Source organism: Dysosmobacter sp. (genome assembly GCF_052306735.1).
In the GTDB taxonomy this organism is placed as follows: Bacteria; Bacillota; Clostridia; order Oscillospirales; family Oscillospiraceae; genus Oscillibacter.
Map to the genome: position 1 here is coordinate 1 of NZ_DAWBAJ010000043.1, position 17,168 is coordinate 17,168.

At 60.7% G+C, this 17,168-nt stretch carries 18 protein-coding genes, 1 tRNA gene and 1 pseudogene; 6 read left to right on the top strand and 14 right to left on the bottom strand.

Translation table 11 applies throughout. From position 1 onward, the window contains the following. A partial coding sequence (locus ACT67G_RS09820) for an AraC family ligand binding domain-containing protein (RefSeq protein ID WP_443664114.1) occupies window positions 1-272 on the bottom strand: 272 nt, incomplete at its 3' end. Window positions 273-489: 217 nt separating this feature from the next. Between ACT67G_RS09820 and thyA the strand changes: the two genes are divergently transcribed. Both thyA and ACT67G_RS09830 read left to right on the top strand, forming a co-directional pair. Beyond that, window positions 490-1,320, top strand: a complete 831-nt coding sequence (gene thyA / locus ACT67G_RS09825) for a thymidylate synthase (protein ID WP_443664115.1) — start codon at window positions 490-492, stop codon at window positions 1,318-1,320. 12 nt (window positions 1,321-1,332) lie between these two features. Beyond that, complete coding sequence (locus ACT67G_RS09830; RefSeq protein WP_326215652.1) at window positions 1,333-1,830, top strand: dihydrofolate reductase; 498 nt, start codon at window positions 1,333-1,335, stop codon at window positions 1,828-1,830. 63 nt (window positions 1,831-1,893) lie between these two features. On the opposite strand, the gene ACT67G_RS09835 is transcribed toward ACT67G_RS09830, so the two are convergent. After that, entirely contained in the window at window positions 1,894-2,589 is a 696-nt protein-coding gene (locus ACT67G_RS09835; RefSeq protein WP_443664116.1) for a zf-HC2 domain-containing protein, read from the bottom strand. Further along, window positions 2,586-3,056: an RNA polymerase sigma factor gene (locus tag ACT67G_RS09840; protein WP_326215654.1), complete on the bottom strand. Its 471-nt coding sequence runs from the start codon at window positions 3,054-3,056 to the stop codon at window positions 2,586-2,588. Before ACT67G_RS09840 ends, ACT67G_RS09835 begins: the two co-directional genes overlap by 4 nt. A gap of 133 nt (window positions 3,057-3,189) precedes the next feature. On the opposite strand from ACT67G_RS09840, the gene recG reads away from it, so the two are divergent. Then, on the top strand, window positions 3,190-5,241 hold the full coding sequence (gene recG / locus ACT67G_RS09845) for an ATP-dependent DNA helicase RecG (protein WP_443664117.1): 2,052 nt from the start codon (window positions 3,190-3,192) through the stop codon (window positions 5,239-5,241). A gap of 56 nt (window positions 5,242-5,297) precedes the next feature. Here recG and ACT67G_RS09850 read toward each other — a convergent pair whose 3' ends face one another. The 6 genes from ACT67G_RS09850 to murI form a co-directional block, all read right to left on the bottom strand. Then, the gene (locus ACT67G_RS09850; protein WP_443664118.1) at window positions 5,298-5,831 is read right to left on the bottom strand and encodes a DUF6512 family protein; all 534 of its coding nucleotides are present in this window, start codon (window positions 5,829-5,831) and stop codon (window positions 5,298-5,300) included. A gap of 81 nt (window positions 5,832-5,912) precedes the next feature. Further along, complete coding sequence (locus tag ACT67G_RS09855; RefSeq protein ID WP_443664119.1) at window positions 5,913-6,248, bottom strand: branched-chain amino acid transporter permease; 336 nt, start codon at window positions 6,246-6,248, stop codon at window positions 5,913-5,915. After that, window positions 6,245-6,973, bottom strand: a complete 729-nt coding sequence (locus ACT67G_RS09860; protein WP_325247448.1) for an AzlC family ABC transporter permease — start codon at window positions 6,971-6,973, stop codon at window positions 6,245-6,247. Before ACT67G_RS09860 ends, ACT67G_RS09855 begins: the two co-directional genes overlap by 4 nt. Window positions 6,974-7,076: 103 nt before the next feature. Continuing rightward, window positions 7,077-8,822 carry an arginine--tRNA ligase gene (gene argS, locus ACT67G_RS09865; protein ID WP_325247449.1) on the bottom strand — a complete coding sequence of 582 codons (1,746 nt, stop codon included), beginning with the start codon at window positions 8,820-8,822 and terminating at the stop codon, window positions 7,077-7,079. Between the two features lie 70 nt (window positions 8,823-8,892). After that, window positions 8,893-9,336: a DUF1934 domain-containing protein gene (locus tag ACT67G_RS09870; RefSeq protein ID WP_326215660.1), complete on the bottom strand. Its 444-nt coding sequence runs from the start codon at window positions 9,334-9,336 to the stop codon at window positions 8,893-8,895. Further along, entirely contained in the window at window positions 9,323-10,138 is an 816-nt protein-coding gene (murI, locus tag ACT67G_RS09875) for a glutamate racemase (RefSeq protein ID WP_325247451.1), read from the bottom strand. Before murI ends, ACT67G_RS09870 begins: the two co-directional genes overlap by 14 nt. A gap of 179 nt (window positions 10,139-10,317) precedes the next feature. Here murI and ACT67G_RS09880 point away from each other — a divergent pair, with 179 nt between their 5' ends. The 3 genes from ACT67G_RS09880 (at window position 10,318) to brnQ (ending at window position 13,393) form a co-directional block, all read left to right on the top strand. Next, window positions 10,318-10,734 (top strand): hypothetical protein, encoded by a 417-nt coding sequence (locus ACT67G_RS09880; protein WP_325247452.1) that lies wholly within the window; start codon window positions 10,318-10,320, stop codon window positions 10,732-10,734. Between the two features lie 91 nt (window positions 10,735-10,825). Beyond that, complete coding sequence (locus tag ACT67G_RS09885) at window positions 10,826-11,947, top strand: DUF362 domain-containing protein (RefSeq protein WP_443664120.1); 1,122 nt, start codon at window positions 10,826-10,828, stop codon at window positions 11,945-11,947. A gap of 177 nt (window positions 11,948-12,124) precedes the next feature. Continuing rightward, on the top strand, window positions 12,125-13,393 hold the full coding sequence (gene brnQ, locus ACT67G_RS09890) for a branched-chain amino acid transport system II carrier protein (RefSeq protein ID WP_325247705.1): 1,269 nt from the start codon (window positions 12,125-12,127) through the stop codon (window positions 13,391-13,393). Window positions 13,394-13,826: 433 nt separating this feature from the next. Here brnQ and ACT67G_RS09895 read toward each other — a convergent pair. From ACT67G_RS09895 to ACT67G_RS09915, 5 genes and pseudogenes are all read right to left on the bottom strand, one after another. Continuing rightward, a tRNA-Gly gene (locus ACT67G_RS09895) sits at window positions 13,827-13,902 on the bottom strand. Window positions 13,903-13,939: 37 nt separating this feature from the next. Beyond that, window positions 13,940-14,686 (bottom strand): hypothetical protein, encoded by a 747-nt coding sequence (locus tag ACT67G_RS09900; protein ID WP_443664121.1) that lies wholly within the window; start codon window positions 14,684-14,686, stop codon window positions 13,940-13,942. 36 nt (window positions 14,687-14,722) lie between these two features. After that, a complete protein-coding gene (locus tag ACT67G_RS09905) occupies window positions 14,723-15,316 on the bottom strand; it encodes a lactate utilization protein (RefSeq protein WP_443664122.1) in 594 nt (197 codons plus the stop codon). 1 nt (window position 15,317) lies between these two features. Continuing rightward, window positions 15,318-16,175, bottom strand: coding sequence for a YitT family protein (locus ACT67G_RS09910; protein ID WP_443664123.1), 858 nt, complete (start codon window positions 16,173-16,175; stop codon window positions 15,318-15,320). Between the two features lie 9 nt (window positions 16,176-16,184). Next, window positions 16,185-17,168, bottom strand: a pseudogene (locus ACT67G_RS09915) (topoisomerase IV); the annotation flags it as partial.

Consider the following 17,168-nt stretch of genomic DNA (forward strand, 5'->3'; position numbering starts at 1 on the left):
CCCAGCCAGATCACCACCCGCTCATAGGGCTCCGCCGGGTCGATGATGGGCCGGTGGATCAGGTTGTGCTGGATCAGCAGCAGATCCCAGGGCTGAAGGAAATACGTCACGCCCTCCACCACATAGCTGACCCTGCCCCCCAGCACCAGGATGAGCTTGTCAAACTCGTGATAGTGGTAGTCCAGCTTCTGGGCCCGGCTGTCCTTGAGATGGAACAGGCGGAAGTCCTCATGGAGATACCCCCGTTTTCCCACTTCACTGCGGTCCAGCATGGTGCCACCTCCCGGTGTTTTGAGTTTTTTTATCTTACCGCAATTTTAACACTTTCTCAACGGTATTTTTACCAAAGGTTGCAAAAACATCGTGCAAGCTCCTGGAGGCCCGGGAGAAAAACGCCGCAAAATTCATTTGAAATACTGGTGACAGACACGGGGGAGATTTGTTATACTGGATTGGTTCAATGATTTTAAAATGGAGGAGGATCGTACCATGAGCCGCGCTGATGAGCTTTTCATCCAAAACTGCCGGGATATTCTGGACAACGGCGTCTGGGACACGGATCTGGCCGTTCGTCCCCACTGGGAGGACGGAACCCCTGCCCACACCGTGAAGAAATTCGGCATTGTCAACCGCTACAACCTCCAGGAGGAGTTCCCCATTCTAACCATCCGCCGCACCTACTGGAAGACGGCGGTGGACGAGCTTTTGTGGATCTGGCAGAAGAAGTCCAACAACATCCATGACCTGCGGGCCCACATCTGGGACCAGTGGGCCGATGAGACCGGCTCCATCGGCAAGGCCTACGGCTACCAGCTCTCCGTCAAGCACCGCTATCCCGAGGGGGAGATGGACCAGGTGGACCGGGTGCTTTACGATCTCAAGCACAACCCCGCCTCCCGCCGCATCATGACCAACATCTACAACTTCCAGGATCTCCACGAGATGAATCTCTACCCCTGCGCCTACTCCATGACCTTCAATGTCTCCGGCAATGTCTTGAACGCCATCTTGAACCAGCGCAGTCAGGACATGCTGGCTGCCAACAACTGGAACGTGGTGCAGTACGCCGTGCTGGTGTACATGTTTGCCCAAGTCAGCGGCCTCATTCCCGGTGAGCTGGTCCATGTCATTGCCGACGCCCACATCTATGACCGGCACGTTCCCATTGTGGAGAAGATGCTCACCCAGGCCCCCTCTCCGGCGCCCCAATTCACCGTGGATCCTGCTGTGACGGACTTTTACGCCTTTACCCGGGACAGCTTTTCCATGGAGGGCTACACGCCCGCGCCTTTCGAAGATAAAATTCCCATTGCCATCTGAGGAGGTCACACTATGAATGCCATCGTCGTTGTGGATCGCAACTGGGCCATCGGCAGGGACAACGCCCTGCTGTTCTCCCTGCCCACGGATATGAAGCGCTTCCGCTCCCTGACCACCGGGGGCACGGTGATCCTGGGCCGCAAGACTCTGGAGACGTTCCCCGGCGGGCGCCCCCTTCCCAACCGCCGCAACATCGTCATCACCCACAACCGCGGCTTCACCCGGGAGGGAGCCGAGGTGGTGGCAAGCACTCAGGCGGCTCTGGAGCTGGCTGCCGGAGAGGATCCGGACAAGCTGTGGGTCATCGGCGGGGGCAGCGTATATACCGCTCTGCTCTCCCGGTGCAAACGGGTCTACCTCACCCAGGTGGATACCCGGGCAGAGGATCCGGACACCTTTTTCCCCAACCTGGAAAAACTCCCCGCCTGGGAGGTGGAGCACACCAGCGATCCCATTACGGAAAACGGAGTCACCTACCGGTTCGTGGAATACATCAACAAAAACATTTGATCCGTTCTGTAAATGTGTAAAACCGCCATCTGAGAGATTCCTCAGATGGCGGTTTTCTGTCGTTTATGGAACTTCCTGCGGCGGCAATTCAGCGATAGCCCACATTTCCTCCTGCGCATCTGTGGCTGCAGGCAGATTCACCTCTTCTCCCTCCTTCCACAGAAGTACCGCATCTTCTCCCAGGCCAAAATAAATGGCATCTTCGGACGTGTCATCCTCCAACCAATTATTGAACAGCGCGTCTCCGCTTTGGTTATAGTGCTTGTGATCGAAGTCAAAGAGTTTGATCCGAAGGATTGGGCGTTCCAGGTAATAGTGAAGTCCATCCTCTTCTTCCCGGAACACGAGGGCATACCAGGTCTTCTTTCCCTCCCGGAACTCCCAGTGTACCCCCACGCCCCCGCTCTCCAACTGATATACCTCCACTGTGTAGTCCTCACTGCCCATGGGAACCACTGTAAAAGTCGTTAAATACCAGAGTCCTCCTATCATTACCGCACATATGATAAAAGCTGCGATACCTCCTAAAATCCAGGCCCGGCGCTTGTCCTTCTTCCACGCACCGGAAATTTTTTTCATCGCTGCCGCGTCGTCAGCAGCAGCCTTTTCCACCTCCGGCAGGGGGGCGTCCATGGCCGCCAGGGCCGCCCGGCAATCCGGGCAGGTTTTCAGATGTTCTTCCACCTCCGTCCGGCTCTCCGGCGAGCAGACGCCGTCGTGATAGAGGGGCAGCAGATCCTGAATGATTCCGCAATTCATGTTTCCAACGCCTCCTTGAGTTTCTGCCGGGCCCGGAAGTAGGTGACCCGAGCCCAGCTCTCCGTTTTTCCAAACAATTCCCCGATCTGGGCAAAGGGGAGCTCTCCGAAGGTCCGCAGGGAAAAGACCTCCTTGTAGGGCTCCGGCAGGGCGTGGAGCAGTACATGGAGCTGCCGGGCCGTCTCCCGGTCCGCAAAGCCCTCCTCGATGCCCCGATCTCCCGTCTCCCCCGGCTCCTCCGCAAACTTTCTCCGCTCCCGGCAAAGGGACAGGTACTGGTTCCGGGCGATCTGGCACAGCCACACCCGTATTTGGCACTCGCCCCGGAAACCGTCGATGGCGGTGAGGGCCCGGACAAAGGTCTCCTGGGTCACCTCCTCCGCTGTCTGGGCATCCCGGCTCAAAGCCAGGATATAGCGGTACACATCTGCAAAATACGCCCGGTAGATCTCCTCAAAATCCGGCACTCCCTCACCTCCCTGCATGGATAGGACGCACCCGCCCCACATCCGTTACAACTTTCCTCAAAAAAGCCGCATTGTTTTTCCACAGCGGGTATTATATAATGGAACAAACGTACTGTGCAAGGAGGCCGATTCCATGGCGGATCTTTCCACCAACGTACAATTCATCCGGGGCATCGGCCCCCAGAAAGCCAAGGCTCTCTCCAAGCTGGGCATCACCACGCTGCGGGATCTCATCGCCTGGTTCCCCCGCCGCTACGAGGACCGCACGGCCCTGCGGCACATCGCGGAACTGCAAAACGGCGAGACCGCCTGCGTGGCGGCCATGGTAGCCGCGCCTCCCACCCTTGCCCATATCCGCAAGGGCATGGATCTCATCAAAGTCCGGGCGGTGGACGAGACTGGTGTGCTGGACGTGACCTTTTTCAACCAGACCTGGCTGAAAAACAATCTCCGGCAGGGGGAGACCTACATCTTCTGCGGCCGGGCGGAGGGAAGCCTCCTGCGCCGCCAGATGGCCTCCCCCATTGTGGAGCCGGAGGGCCGCCGGGAGCAGACGGGGCGCATCGTCCCCATCTATCCCCTCACCGCCGGGGTCTCTCAGCTGGTGCTCTCCCGGTCCATCCGCCAGGGGCTGGATGCGTGCGCCGACATTCTCCCGGACGTGCTGCCGGACGATGTCCGCCAGGCCCACCACCTGTGCCGCATCGGCTACGCCTATGAGAACATTCACTTCCCCGAAAGTGCCGAGGCCCTGGACATTGCCCGGCGGCGGCTGGCCTTTGAGGAACTGTTCCTCTTCTCCATCGGCCTGCAGCGCCTGCGCAGCCGCCGGGAAGTAGTCTCCGTCCCCCCCTGCGGCCACGTGGACATGGAGGGCTTTTACAATGCCCTTCCCTTTACCCTGACGGATGCCCAGCGCCGCTGTGTGGAGGAAGCTCTCACGGATATGCGCTCCGGCACCCCCATGAACCGCCTGTGCCAGGGGGACGTGGGCTCCGGCAAGACCATGGTGGCTGCCGCATGCGTGTACTTCATGGTGAAAAACGGCCGCCAGGCGGCATTGATGGCCCCCACGGAGATTCTGGCCCGGCAGCACTACGAGGGTCTGGCCCCCCTGATGGAGCGGCTGAACATCCGCTGCGCCCTGCTGACAGGCTCCACCCCCGCCAAGACCAAACGCTCCATTTTGGAACAGCTCTCCTCCGGAGAGATCGACTTTGCCATCGGCACCCATGCCCTGCTCACCGGCAGCGTGGAATTTTCCGACCTGGGCCTGGTGGTCACCGACGAGCAGCACCGCTTCGGCGTGGCCCAGCGGGCAGCCCTGGCCGCCAAGGGGAGCCATCCTCACATGCTGGTCATGTCCGCCACTCCCATCCCGCGGACGTTGGCGCTGATTTTGTACGGAGACCTGGATGTCTCCGTCATCGACCAGCTGCCTCCGGGGAGAAAGCCGGTGGAGACCTACGCCGTCCCCGGCAGCTATCATCCCCGGATCTACGCCTTTTTGGACAAGCTCATGGCGGAGGGCCGTCAGGCCTACATCGTCTGTCCCATGGTCGAAGAGAGCGACGACGAGGCGGCGGATGACCGCAAGGCCGTCACCGCCTATGCCAAAAAGCTCCAGCAGGAGGTCTTCCCCCACCGGAAAATCGCCTTTGTCCACGGGAAGATGAAACCCAGGGAAAAGGAGGCGGTGATGGCCGCCTTCGCCGGGGGGGAGACGGACATCCTGGTCTCCACCACCGTCATCGAGGTGGGGGTGGACGTTCCCAACGCCGCCGTCATGGTCATCGAAAACGCCGAGCGCTTCGGCCTCAGCCAGCTCCACCAGCTGCGGGGACGGGTGGGCCGGGGGCAGCACCAGTCCTACTGCATCCTCATCTCCGACAACCGCAATGAGGAGACCCGGGAACGGCTGAAGGTCATGACCAAAACCACCGACGGCTTCCGCATTGCGGAGGAGGACCTGCGGCTGCGGGGCCCCGGTGACTTTTTCGGGGAGCGCCAGCACGGCCTGCCGGGGCTGAAGGTGGCGGACCTGGGCTGCGGCACGGATCTTCTGCGGGAAGCCCAGCAGGCAGCGGAGGAACTGCTCGCCCAGGACCCCGCTCTTGCTTCCTGCCCCGCCACGGCGGAGCGGGTGCAGGAGCTCTTTACCCAGAACGCCAACACCCTCAACTGAACAAAAAATAACACCCGCTGATGGGAAAACCATCAGCGGGTGTCTGCATATCCCCGTTAAGGGATCCCCCGGGTCATGGTAATGGGATCCTGCCACAGTGCCAGCTGAGGAGGGCGGAAGGTACAGTAGACGAAGGCGAACGCCAGCCCCCACAGTACAATAAGGCCCAGTACCTGCTGCCAGCCATCCGCAAAGCGCCCCCGCCGCAGCAGCCGGAAATCCAGCATAAACGCCATCAGGGCCGCCAGGGCAAAGACGGCGATATCCGCCCACATCACATGGTAGCCCAGTACACCGGTATAGGTATAAAACAACACCGGGATCAAAATGACGCCCACCAGCGTGCTTACCGCCCGCACCGCCAGAATATTGGGATACGTCCGGCCCAGGAACCCCGCCTGGACGGCGGAGAAGAGAAACATGGGAAAGAACAGCAGCTTCATGTGCTCCCAGGTGGATTCATTGACGGCGGAGAACGCCGCCGCCAGGGGGCTGCCGCCGCTCCACTCAAAAACAAAGTGCAGCAGGGCTCCTGCCATCACCGTGAACACGACCCCCGCCAGCTCCCACACCAGCAAATGCCTGCGCATGGGCACACCTCCAAAAAAGGACTGCGGCACAGCGGCCGCAGTCCCAGTTTATGCAGGTTTTCCCAGTTTATACAGGCGCCCTTACGCAAATACCAGCTGCACCAGCACCATGTACACTGCCGTCCCCCCGGCGATGGAGAGCAGCACATTGCCCCATTTCCAGTGAAGCACCGTCACCACCGCCACGGCGATGACCTCCGGCGCCCCGTGGGGGGCGGCTAGCCAGTTGACGCTTTTCAGGCAGTACACCACCAAAAGGCCCATCATGGCCGGAGGCAATACCCGTCCCAGATAGGTCACCACGGCAGGGGGCTCCCGCTTTTCCGGAAACAGCCAGAAGGGGAGCCAGCGGGTCAGCTGGGTCCCGGCCGCCACCGCCAGGATGATGCCCAGGGTCTCCAAGGGTGTCAGGGTCATATGCGTCCCTCCTCTTTTTCCCCACGATCCAGCTGCCTCCGGCCACCCAACAGCGCCGCCAGAATCAGCACCATGGCGGGGATCACCATGTTGTCCGCACCGAACACCGCCAGGCCCGCCGCCGCGCAGAGGATCCCGATGATCCCGGCAGGGCGGTTGGCCCGCTTTTTCCACTGTTCCAGAAACAGCACCACGAAGAGGGCCGTCAGGGCAAAGTCCAGCCCTGTGGTGTCAAAGGCGATGAAGTTCCCCAAAAGGCCTCCCAGCGCCGTGGAGAGCACCCAATAACCATAGTCCAGCAGAGAGATGCAGAAGTAGAAATCCCGGCGCTCTACGCCCGACCGCGGCTCCACCGTGGAGACCAGGGAAAACGTCTCGTCGCACAGGACGTAGATGAGGAAGGCCCGGAGCTTTCCCAGGCCCTTGTACTTATCCAGCAATGCCAGGCCGTAGAAGATGTGCCGGGCGTTGACCATGACCGAGAGCAAAAAGGCCTGGAGCGGGTCGAAGGCCGTGGTCAGCAGGGTGATGGCCACATACTGCATGCTGCCGCCGAAGGCAATGGCGCTCATCAGGGTAGACCACAAAGGCCCATACCCTTTTGTCTGCATCAGCACGCCGTAGGCAAGACCCAGGCACAAAAATCCCGTCATCACCGGGATGGTAGCCGGAAAGGCCGCCCGGAAGGCACGCCTCCAGCGGGCGGATGTGGTGCTCGTCTCCATACATCCTCCTTCCTGTTTCCGTGTATCTGTCTGCTGTAAGGGAAAAGCCGCGCCAAGGGGCACGGCTTTTCTTTTCAATCAGAAGCCCTGTAAATCCGGCTTCTTACATCTTCTCGGGGGCATCCACACCAATGAGCTTCAGGCCGTTTTTCAGCACCATGCGGGTCTCGTCCGCCAGCTTCAGCCGGGCCGAGCGCACCGCAGGCTCCTCACCCTTGATGCGGCAGGCGGTGTAGAAGCGGTGGAAGCAGCCCGCCAGCTCCTGGAGATAGCGGTTGATGTGGCTGGGATCGTAGTCCCGGGCGGAGAGCTTGATCTCCTCGCAGAACTGAGCGATCTGCTTGATGAGGGCCCGCTCCGTCTCGCCGCTTAAGATGGACATGTCCACCTCCGCCTGGGCGGGGACGCTGACCCCCTCCTCCTGGAGGGCCCGCAGCAGCGAGCAGATCCGGGCGTGGGCGTACTCCACATAGTAGATGGGGTTCTCGGAGTCCTCCCGGACTGCCAGCCCTAAGTCAAACTCCATCTGGGTATCCGGCTTGGCGTTGAAATACCACCGGGCGGCGTCCACGCTGACCTCGTCCAGCAGATCGGACAGGGAGATGGCCTTGCCGGTGCGCTTGGACATGCGCACCACCTCGCCGTCCCGCAGGAGCTTCACCAGCTGCATGAGGACGATGTCCAGCCGCTCGGATCCGTTGAGGCCCAGGGCATCCAGGGCACCCTTCAACCGTGCCACATGACCGTGGTGGTCGGCGCCCCAGACGTTGATGACCTTGTCAAAGCCCCGGACGGCGAACTTGTTGCGATGATAGGCGATATCGGCGGCAAAGTAGGTGTAGAACCCGTTGGCCCGGCGCAGCACGTCGTCCTTGAGGTCCAGCTTCTCGATGTCCGCTTCCTTCTTGCCGGCCTTGCGGAAGTGCTCCCGGAGGATGTCGGCGGTCTTGAGCCACAACGCGCCGTCCTTTTCATAGGTCCAGCCCTTCTCCGTCAGAAGATCCACCGTCTCGGCCACATATCCGCTCTCGTGGAGGGTGGACTCATAGAACCAGTTGTCATAGTGGATCTTGTAGCGCTCCAGGTCGCTCTTCATCTTGGGCAGGTTCACGGAAAGGCCGAACTGGGCCAGCTTCTCCTGGCGCTCCGCGGCGGGGACGTTCAAAAGCTCCTCACCATGCTGATCGTAGTAGGCCTGGGCCAGGTCCCGGATGTCGCCGCCCTGATAGCCGTCCTCCGGGAAGGGCACCGCGTCCTCGCCCTTGATGATCTGGAGGTAGCGGGCCTCAATGGAGTGGGCAAACTTATCGATCTGGTGACCGGCGTCGTTGACATAGAACTCCCGGGTCACGTCGGCGCCGCAGGCAGTGAGGACGCTGGCCAGGGTGTCGCCCAGCACGCCGCCCCGGGCATTGCCCATGTGCATGGGGCCCGTGGGGTTGGCGGAGACGAACTCCACCATGATCTTCTGGCCCTTGAGGGTGTCAGCGGTGCCGTAGTCGGCCCCTTCGGTCTCCACAGCGTTCATGACACCGGCATACCAGCTGTCATTGAGGCGGAAATTCAAAAAGCCGGGGCCCGCGATCTCGGCGGAAGCAAAGTAGCTGCCCTCCAGATTCATATGGCCCAGCAGGGCCTGGGCGATATCCCGGGGTGCCTTGCGCAGCTGCTTGGCGGCCGCCAGGGCAAAGGTGGTGGTAAAGTCGCCGTTGGCGGTGTCCTTGGGGATCTCCACCGGGGCGGTCTTAACCTCCGCCTGGGGCAGCGTGCCGTCCGCCACCGCCGCCTGGTAGGCGGCCATGGCCAGGGCCGCCGCCTGGTCTTTCGCGTTTTGTACCATGTGGATCATCGTATCGAATCCTCTCTTTTGTGTATTGGTAATCGGCTGATCCGGCTCCAGGGCCGGTTTTTCTTCCCATTCAGTGTTTCCGCTTTACCCGGATCTTAAAGCTGTTGCGGCCGGTGACGGCGTGCTCCACGGCGATGGAGTACTGGATCTCCATAATGCCGCCCCGCTCGGTGAGGTTGTGGCGCAGGCGGCTGGTGTTGATATCCACCGACAGCTCACCGTAGGGCGTCTCGTAGAGGGAGGTGTGCTGACGCCCCTCCTCGAAAACCATCCGGGAGTTGACACTGCCGCTGCGGGTGAGCACCACCCGCTTTCCCTGGATCTCAAAGGTGGTGGTAGTCCCCTCCATGCCGGTGAGGGCCGTCTCCTGATAGGTGAGCACCAGGCCCTCCTCCGTCAGGTGCAGCGTTCCCTCGGTCATCAGCTCTGTGGCGTCGGGGTCCACGCCGTCAAAATACTGCTCGCCCCGGATGCTCAGCAGCACCGGCAGCCGCTGTGCGTCAATACTGTTCAATGTCGATCCTCCGTGCCCCGTGGCGCAGGTCCTCCTGCAGGAAAAGTGAGGCGATCTGTTCGAAATCCTCCACCCGGTCGCTGACGTAGAACTCCGAAGTCCCCTGGCGGGTCTCATCCGCCCGCTTGCCCGCCGCCTTGAGCATCCGCTTGAGTTCAAAGGCTGACTCCTCACCGGCGGACACCAGCTCCACGCCGGGGCCCATGACGTCCGCCATGATATCCATGAGGAGCGGATAGTGGGTGCAGCCCAGGATCAGGGTATCAATGCCCTTGGCCTTCAGGGGCTCCAGGTACTCCTTCACCACCGTCTCGATGACGATGTCCCCCCGGCGGATGCGGCCGTTTTCCACCAGCGGCACCAGCAGCGGGCAGGGCTCGCAGAAGACCTCCACCTCGCTGTCCAGCCCCTTGAGAGTGGCCTCGTAAGCCCCGGAGCGGACGGAGGCCAACGTGGCAATCATACCCACCCGCTTGTTTTTGGTAACAGACACGGCCCGCCGGCAGGTGGGCTCCACCACCCCCACCATGGGCAGGTCGTTTTCTGCCTGCAGGGTGGAAAGGGAGGTGGTGGTGACGGTGCCGCAGGCGATGAGGATGGCCTTGAGGTCAAAGGACCGCAGGAAGCGCACATCCTGCCGGGCGTATTTCAAAATGGTCTCTTTGGAGCGGCCGCCATACGGCACCCGCGCGGTATCTCCGAAGTAGATGAGGTCCTCCTCCGGCAAAATCCGCCAGAGGGAGTGCACTGCCGTGAGGCCGCCCAGGCCCGAGTCAAACACGCCGATGGGACGGTTGTCCATGGCCGTTCCTCCTTTTCTGCCCTTTCGGTGAGCAATTTGTATCCGAATTACATATTATACTATGAGACGCAGTTGGCCGCAAGACAGATTTTAGTCTTTTTGCTTGCTTTTTTATATGGAATTTTTGCGCTGCCTCTGCTATAATCATCCTGTAAATCGCACTGCGGGAGGTGTCCGCCATGAAAATCGAACTGACCGAACAGCAGTTCCGCTATCTGCTGGATCTGGTATACATAGGAAACTGGGTCATCAACTCCACCCGGGAAGACGACCGTATTCAGGAGTACGATCAAGTGGAGAGCCTGATCTTCTCCCACTGCCTGCACCACAAGATGAGCAAGCTGGTGGAACTGTACCGGGGCGAGCTGATTCCCTCCCGTGCCTTCTCTGACGGCGGCATCCACGAGGCCATTGAAAACTACGAAGATGTGGTGTTCTATGAGATCCTGGCAGAGGAGCTGGCCATGCGGGACATGGACGGCGAACCCCTGACCCGGGAGAATTACAGTGCCCTGATGGACCGTATCGACGCATATCTCTCGGAATTTGACCGTCACGGCACCGACAACATCAGTGTGGATCTGGACGATATGTAAAAACCGGTTTCTCGCTCCGCCGTTTTTGAGGGGCGGCGGGTGCATGACGCGATCCCCTTGGGGGAATATTCGGGAAAAAGGAGAAAATGCTATGGCAGAAAAAGCAAAAGTCTACTTTGCGGATTTCCGCTGTCCCAGCTGGCGGGAAAACCTGCCCCAGAAGCTGGCCCGGCTGATGATGACCGCCGGCTTCGGCGACATTGACATGGAGGGGAAATTCGTCGCCATTAAAATGCACTTCGGTGAGCCGGGCAACCTGGCCTATCTGCGGCCCAACTGGGCCAAGGTGGTGGCCGACCTGGTGAAGAGCCAGGGCGGAAAACCCTTCCTGACGGACTGCAACACCTTGTACGTGGGCGGTCGGAAGAACGCTCTGGACCATATTGAGTCCGCCTATGTCAACGGCTTTACCCCCTACTCCACAGGCTGTCATGTCATCATTGCCGATGGCCTCAAGGGCACCGACGAGGTGGAAGTCCCGGTGGAGGGCGGCGAGTATGTGGAAAACGCCAAGATCGGCCGGGCCGTCATGGATGCCGACGTGTTCATCTCCCTGACCCATTTCAAGGGCCATGAGCAGGCAGGCATGGGCGGCACGTTGAAAAACATCGGCATGGGCTGCGGCTCCCGGGCCGGCAAGATGGAACAGCACAATTCCGGCAAGCCCTTCGTCAAGCAGAAAAAGTGCATCGGCTGCCACGCCTGTGCCAAGATCTGCGCCCACGGAGCACCGGAGTTTGGCGAGGACGGCAAGGCCACCATCAATACGGACAAGTGCGTGGGCTGCGGCCGCTGCCTTGCCGTGTGCCCCAAGGACGCCATCCAGTGCCTCTATGACGAGGCTCCCGCCATCCTCAACAAGAAGATCGCCGAGTACACCAAGGCCGTGGTGGATGGCCGTCCCTGCTTCCACGTCTCCCTGGTGCTGGATGTGTCCCCCAACTGCGACTGCCATGCTGAAAACGATGTGCCCATCGTTCCCAACGTGGGCATGTTTGCCTCCTTTGATCCTGTGGCACTGGACCAGGCCTGTGCGGACGCGGTTCTGGCCCAGACGCCGGTGCGCAATTCCGCCGTTTTTGACGGGGATTGCAACTGCTCCGACCAGGACTTCTTCCACGCCGTCCATCCGGACACCGAGTGGCAGGTATGCCTGGAGCACGCGGAGAAGCTGGGGCTGGGTACCCGGGAGTATGAACTTGTGAAGATCTGAGGCGCCGCGTTTTTCCGTTCCTGTTCGGACAGAGCTCCTCACGAAAGACCGCTTGATGCAGCCAGAGCGACGGAGCTGAACCTCCGCCGCTCTGTTTGTTTTCTGAGCACATGATCCCGGTCTCCATTCACCTGTCTGCCCGTTCGCGGCGCGGACCCGCGGGAAGGATATTGTTTTATGAAACGTACCATACGCGACATTTTCGTCATCGGCTTTGCCCTGTTCTCCATGTTCTTCGGCGCCGGAAACGTGGTATTCCCCCCCTACCTGGGCCTGGAATCCGGCAAGGAGTGGTTTATCGGTTTTCTTTGCTACTATCTGGCGGATATCGGACTTGCCCTGCTGGCCCTCTTTGCCATCCAGTTCCGGGGCGGCACAGACGGCCTGACCCGCCGCATCGGGCGGATCCCCTCCAAGCTGCTGATGAGCGCCATCGTCCTTTGTATCGGCCCCATGCTGGCCATTCCCAGGACGGCGGCCACCACCTATGAGATGTCCGTGATGCCGCTGGCGTCCGGCGTCTCCCCCGTGCTGTTCTCCGTGCTCTTCTTCCTGCTGATCCTGCTGCTGTGTCTGCGGGAATCGGCAGTGGTGGACATTGTGGGCAAAATCCTGACACCGCTGCTGCTGGCGGGACTGCTGATCCTCATCGTCCGGGGCGTTCTGGATCCCATCGGCCCTGTCCCTGACCACACCCTGGTGGACAACGTCCCCTTCACCGGCATTGAGGCGGGCTATCAGACCATGGACGTGCTGGCAGCCCTGGTCTTCGGCGCCATTATTCTCAAAAGCGCCGAGAACAAGGGCCACACCGCTCCCCGGGACAAGGCCGTGGTGGTGTCCGGCGCCAGTATCGTGGCAGGCTGTGCCCTGCTGGTGGTATATCTGGGATTGACCTATCTGGGCGTCACCACCTCCCGCTTCTTCGGGTTGGATGTGGATCGGACTTATCTGGTCATCGCCATCGTGCGCAATCTGCTGGGCAGCTGGGGCGTATGGCTCTTCGCGGTGGTGGCGGCTCTGGCCTGTGTCACCACGGCGGTAGCCCTGGTAAGCTCTGCCGCCTCCTATTTCTCCAAGCTCTCCGGAGGGCGCCTCTCCTACACGGTACTGACGGTAGTGGTATGTGTGTTCAGCGCCGTAGTGTCCAATTTCGGCCTGGAGCAGATCATCTCCATTGCCGCTCCCATCCTCAATGTGGTCTATCCCCCGGCACTGGTTTTGATCCTGCTGTCCTTCTTCGACCGCTTTATCAAAAACGACTGGGTCTTCCGCCTGGCCGCGCTGGGTGCACTGCTGTTCAGTCTTCTGGAGGTAGTCTCCGGCTTTGGCCTCACCCTCCCCATCCTGAAACTGATGCCCTTGGCCAGTCTGGGCTTTGGCTGGGTGATTCCCGCCCTGGTATGCGGCGCGGTGGGCTTCCTGATCCCCAGCCGGAAATCATAACTGCAATGAAAAGGCCCCGTCCAAAAGGACGGGGCCTTTTTCCCTGTCAACGAAAAACACACCATTCTTTGTTGAAAGAATACGTAAGGACCGATACGGAGGGTGTCCATAAAGAAACCGCTCACAGGGCGGCCGCCAACCGCGGGCCCAGTGCAGCGGGCCGCGGTTGGGAGCGAGGAGCAGCAGAATGAGCGTGCGATTCGCTATGTAATGAAATAAAAAAGCGCATCGCACGCGATATGTCGCTTGTGACGAGCCGGAGCGGGCAACGAGGCTCGAACCCGCTTCCAGGCATCCCGCAAATGGCTTCCCGCCATTTGCAGGAGCCCTGCCTCCCCTCACATTCAACGTGCTGCGCACAGGTGGAGGCACCTCGTTCTCTTCTTCCCATCAACGAAAAACACCCCATCCTTTCGGATGAGGTGTCCTCTTTTGGAGCGGGCAACGAGGCTCGAACTCGCTACCTCCACCTTGGCAAGGTGGCGCTCTACCAGATGAGCTATGCCCGCGAGACAAGGAGTATTTTAACAAAGGGATAGGAAATTGTCAACCCCCTGTCTCTAAATTTTCAGGATTTTTTTCATCGGCTGTTTCCGCACCGGAGGATCCCGTCTCACCGCCGCTTTGGGCCGTTCCGGGGTCCCCCTCTATACCGCTCAGTGCAAACTCGATCAGCCCCACCTGACCCTGAGCAGGATAGTAGTACACAGACCACTCCGGCCCCTCCGTGAGCCCCAGCTCCTCCCGAAGGCGGGTCACCACTTCCTCCACCTGGGCCCGGTCATCTTCCCGCCAATAGCCGATCCGTACCGCCAGTTCCGTCCGTCCCTCTGCAACAGCGGTGCTCAGCAGGCTATACACCGCCTCTGTACTGGTGGCGTTCACCACCGCCTGGATCTGCTCTGCGGTACGGCGGTAGCTGATCTGCACGGGGGCCTCGTAATACCCCCGCTGGGCCTGGCTGGTAAAGGTGATGAACTCCACGGCGTAGGCGCCCATGGCCGTCTCCTGCTTGACCTCATTGGTAGCCCGCTCCAGGGTCTGGGACACAGAGAGGTCGTCCTCAAAGTTATAGAGGCGCAGCGTGGCTGTCTCCGTGTGCTGGCCGATGAGGATCAGCAGGTCATTGACAATGTCCTGATAGCTCTCCGCCCGCAGCGTTCCGGCAGCCTCGCTCTCCCAGAACTTGCTGACGTGGGGCTCCACGGTGCTGTACTCCCGTTCCAGCAGGGAGGCGCATCCCGTCAGCAGCAGGCACACAGCCGCCGTCAGCGTCAGAAACCGTATTTTCACAGGATCCGCCTCCCTTCTCAAAGGTACCCATGGACTTTACAATCCCAAGTCCTCGTCCACCAGGATCACTTCCATCTCCATATCCATGATGGCAGTCCACAGCACTGCAAGGCCGCAGCAGATCCGGTCAGGGCTCTTGCAGTCGTAGCACCGGTCTCCCTTGATGGCGCAGGGCGTCTTTCTTCCCAGGCGCTGGGCGTTCTTGGGGGCCGCGATGTTCCGGGCCCGCCACAGGGCCTCGTCATAGGTGGGAGCCAGCTTGTTGCGGCCGATGACGAAATACACCTTCTCATGGCCGTACAGGGTGGAAGCAATCCGGTTGCCGTAGCCGTCGATGTTCAAGATCTCGCCTGTCTCCGCCAGGCCATTGGCGGAAGTGATGTACACCTGGGCAGAAGCAGAGCGTACCCGGTCTCCCGCCCCGTTGACCCAGTGCCAGTATACGGTATTGTGTGCGGACAGGCGCTCATAGACACCCAGTTCCTGCAGAGTCAGGGATCCGCCCAGGCCCACGGTCTTTTCGTCCACAGCGCCGTCCAGATAGTTGGCAGCCTCCGCCCCGGTGGCAAAGGTCTTCACCTGAAACCCCCGCTCCCGCAGGCTTTTCTCCACATTCGCAAAATCCGCCATGTCAGATTTCCTCCTTCTGATAGTCGCCGAAGCCCTCGCCCAGCACATCGTGGGCGTCACACACAATCATAAACGCGCCGGGATCGATCTCGTGAACGGTCTTCTTCACCTGGACGATGGCCTTTTGCTTAAAGGCCACCATCAAAATCTGTTTTTCCCGCCCGGTGTAGGCGCCCTGCCCCCGCAGCAGCGTCACGCCCATGTCCAGCTCCCCCAGCAGGTGCCGGGACAGCTCCTCCCAGCGGTCGGAGATGATGTAGGCCACCTTGGAGGTATCCAGGCCATAGAGTACCGTATCCATGACCCGGGTGGCCACAAAGATGCCTACGGCACCGTAGAGGGCGGCCTCCACCCGGCCGAACACCGCCGCCGCCAGCGCCAGCACAATGAAGTCCGGCACCAGCATCAGCTTGCCCATCGGCAGCCAGGGAAGCTTGAGCTTCAGAAGGCGGGCCACCACGTCGGTGCCGCCGGTGGTGGCGCCCTGGGAAAAGACGATGCCCAGGCCCACACCCATCAGCGCTCCGCCGCACAGGCAGGAGAGCATGGGGTCCATGGGGGCGAAGGGATAGAGGGCGGCAATCACATCGATGGCCACCGAGCTCACCGCCATGGAAAAGAGGGACGAGGCCAGCAGGTGGAATCCGATGAACTTCCACCCCGCAAGAAACAGCGGCACGTTCAGCAAAAAGGACAGCACGCCCACGGAGAGGGCCGGGACTACGGCGTTCATGACCTGTGCCAGGCCCGTCACACCGCCCATGGCCACCTGGTTGGGAGCGAAGAACCAGTCGAAAGCCAGGGCGAAAATCACCGACCCCAGCGCCACCAGAGCGTAGCTGCGGATGGTTTGTCTCATGATCCCTCCTTAATCCAGCAGGCCCATCTGCCGCTCCTCCGTATCCTCCTGGCGCAGCAGGGCACCGGCTGCGGGAATGGCCCGAACCCGGTAACGGCTGTGGTTGGAGATGGGGGTCTCCTCCACCGGCCGGACGTCGCAGAGATGATACTTGGGCTTCAGGGTCATCACCGCCACGCCCTGGGTGGTACGGGTGGTCTTGGGAGAGAGCAGTGCAGTCTGGAACAGCAGGCACCGGGGCTCCGTGGAGTACACCGCCAGTTCCTGCTCGGCATCCAGACGCAGAATCTTCACCAGGGGGCTCTTGTCCGAGTAAGCGCCGGTGAGCTTGCGGCGGTTGGAGGTGGTCTGGTAAGCCTTGAGCTCCACCCGGGCCACCTTGCCGTTTTCAAAGAAGAACAGCAATGTTCCGGCGTAGTCCGCGCCGGGCAGCACCGCCCACACCACGCTCTCCCCGGCATCCATACCCAGCTTGGCGGGGAGGTAATCTCCCAGCACGCTGGCCTTGGAATCGTCGAACTCACTCAGGCGGGTCTTGTACACCTGGCACTTGTCGGTAAAGAACATGATCTCCGCAGCGCTGGTGGTCTCGAAGCTCTGGCTTGGACCGTCCCCCTCCTTGTACTTCTGCTCGCTGCTCATGCGCAGGGACGCCGGGGTGATCTTCTTGAGATAGCCCTCTTTGGAGAGGAACACATGGACGGGATACTCCTCCACCTCCGTCTCCTCCTGGTAGACCGGGAGGTTATCGCCGTAGACGATGGTGGTGCGCCGGGGCTCACCGTACTTCTTGGCCGCGGCATAGAGCTCATCCACCAGGATCTTCTTCACCCGGCGGGGATCATTCAACGTATCCTCCAGATCGGCGATCTCATCCTGGAGGGCGGCGGTCTCATTGACCCGCTTTAAGATATACTCCTTGTTGATGTTGCGCAGTTTGATCTCCGCCACATACTCCGCCTGGATCTGGTCGATGCCGAAGCCGATCATCAG

Bases quoted from the DNA above. Each gene is read 5' to 3' on its own strand.
- recG (WP_443664117.1), top strand. From the start codon at position 3,190: ATGGCGGATCTTTCCACCAACGTACAATTCATCCGGGGCATCGGCCCC.
- ACT67G_RS09860 (WP_325247448.1), bottom strand. From the start codon at position 6,973: ATGGAGACGAGCACCACATCCGCCCGCTGGAGGCGTGCCTTCCGGGCG.
- murI (WP_325247451.1), bottom strand. From the start codon at position 10,138: ATGGACAACCGTCCCATCGGCGTGTTTGACTCGGGCCTGGGCGGCCTC.
- ACT67G_RS09885 (WP_443664120.1), top strand. From the start codon at position 10,826: ATGGCAGAAAAAGCAAAAGTCTACTTTGCGGATTTCCGCTGTCCCAGC.
- ACT67G_RS09830 (WP_326215652.1), top strand. From the start codon at position 1,333: ATGAATGCCATCGTCGTTGTGGATCGCAACTGGGCCATCGGCAGGGAC.
- ACT67G_RS09835 (WP_443664116.1), bottom strand. From the start codon at position 2,589: ATGAATTGCGGAATCATTCAGGATCTGCTGCCCCTCTATCACGACGGC.
- ACT67G_RS09910 (WP_443664123.1), bottom strand. From the start codon at position 16,175: ATGAGACAAACCATCCGCAGCTACGCTCTGGTGGCGCTGGGGTCGGTG.
- brnQ (WP_325247705.1), top strand. From the start codon at position 12,125: ATGAAACGTACCATACGCGACATTTTCGTCATCGGCTTTGCCCTGTTC.
- thyA (WP_443664115.1), top strand. From the start codon at position 490: ATGAGCCGCGCTGATGAGCTTTTCATCCAAAACTGCCGGGATATTCTG.
- ACT67G_RS09850 (WP_443664118.1), bottom strand. From the start codon at position 5,831: ATGCGCAGGCATTTGCTGGTGTGGGAGCTGGCGGGGGTCGTGTTCACG.
- ACT67G_RS09905 (WP_443664122.1), bottom strand. From the start codon at position 15,316: ATGGCGGATTTTGCGAATGTGGAGAAAAGCCTGCGGGAGCGGGGGTTT.
- ACT67G_RS09880 (WP_325247452.1), top strand. From the start codon at position 10,318: ATGAAAATCGAACTGACCGAACAGCAGTTCCGCTATCTGCTGGATCTG.
- ACT67G_RS09855 (WP_443664119.1), bottom strand. From the start codon at position 6,248: ATGACCCTGACACCCTTGGAGACCCTGGGCATCATCCTGGCGGTGGCG.
- argS (WP_325247449.1), bottom strand. From the start codon at position 8,822: ATGATCCACATGGTACAAAACGCGAAAGACCAGGCGGCGGCCCTGGCC.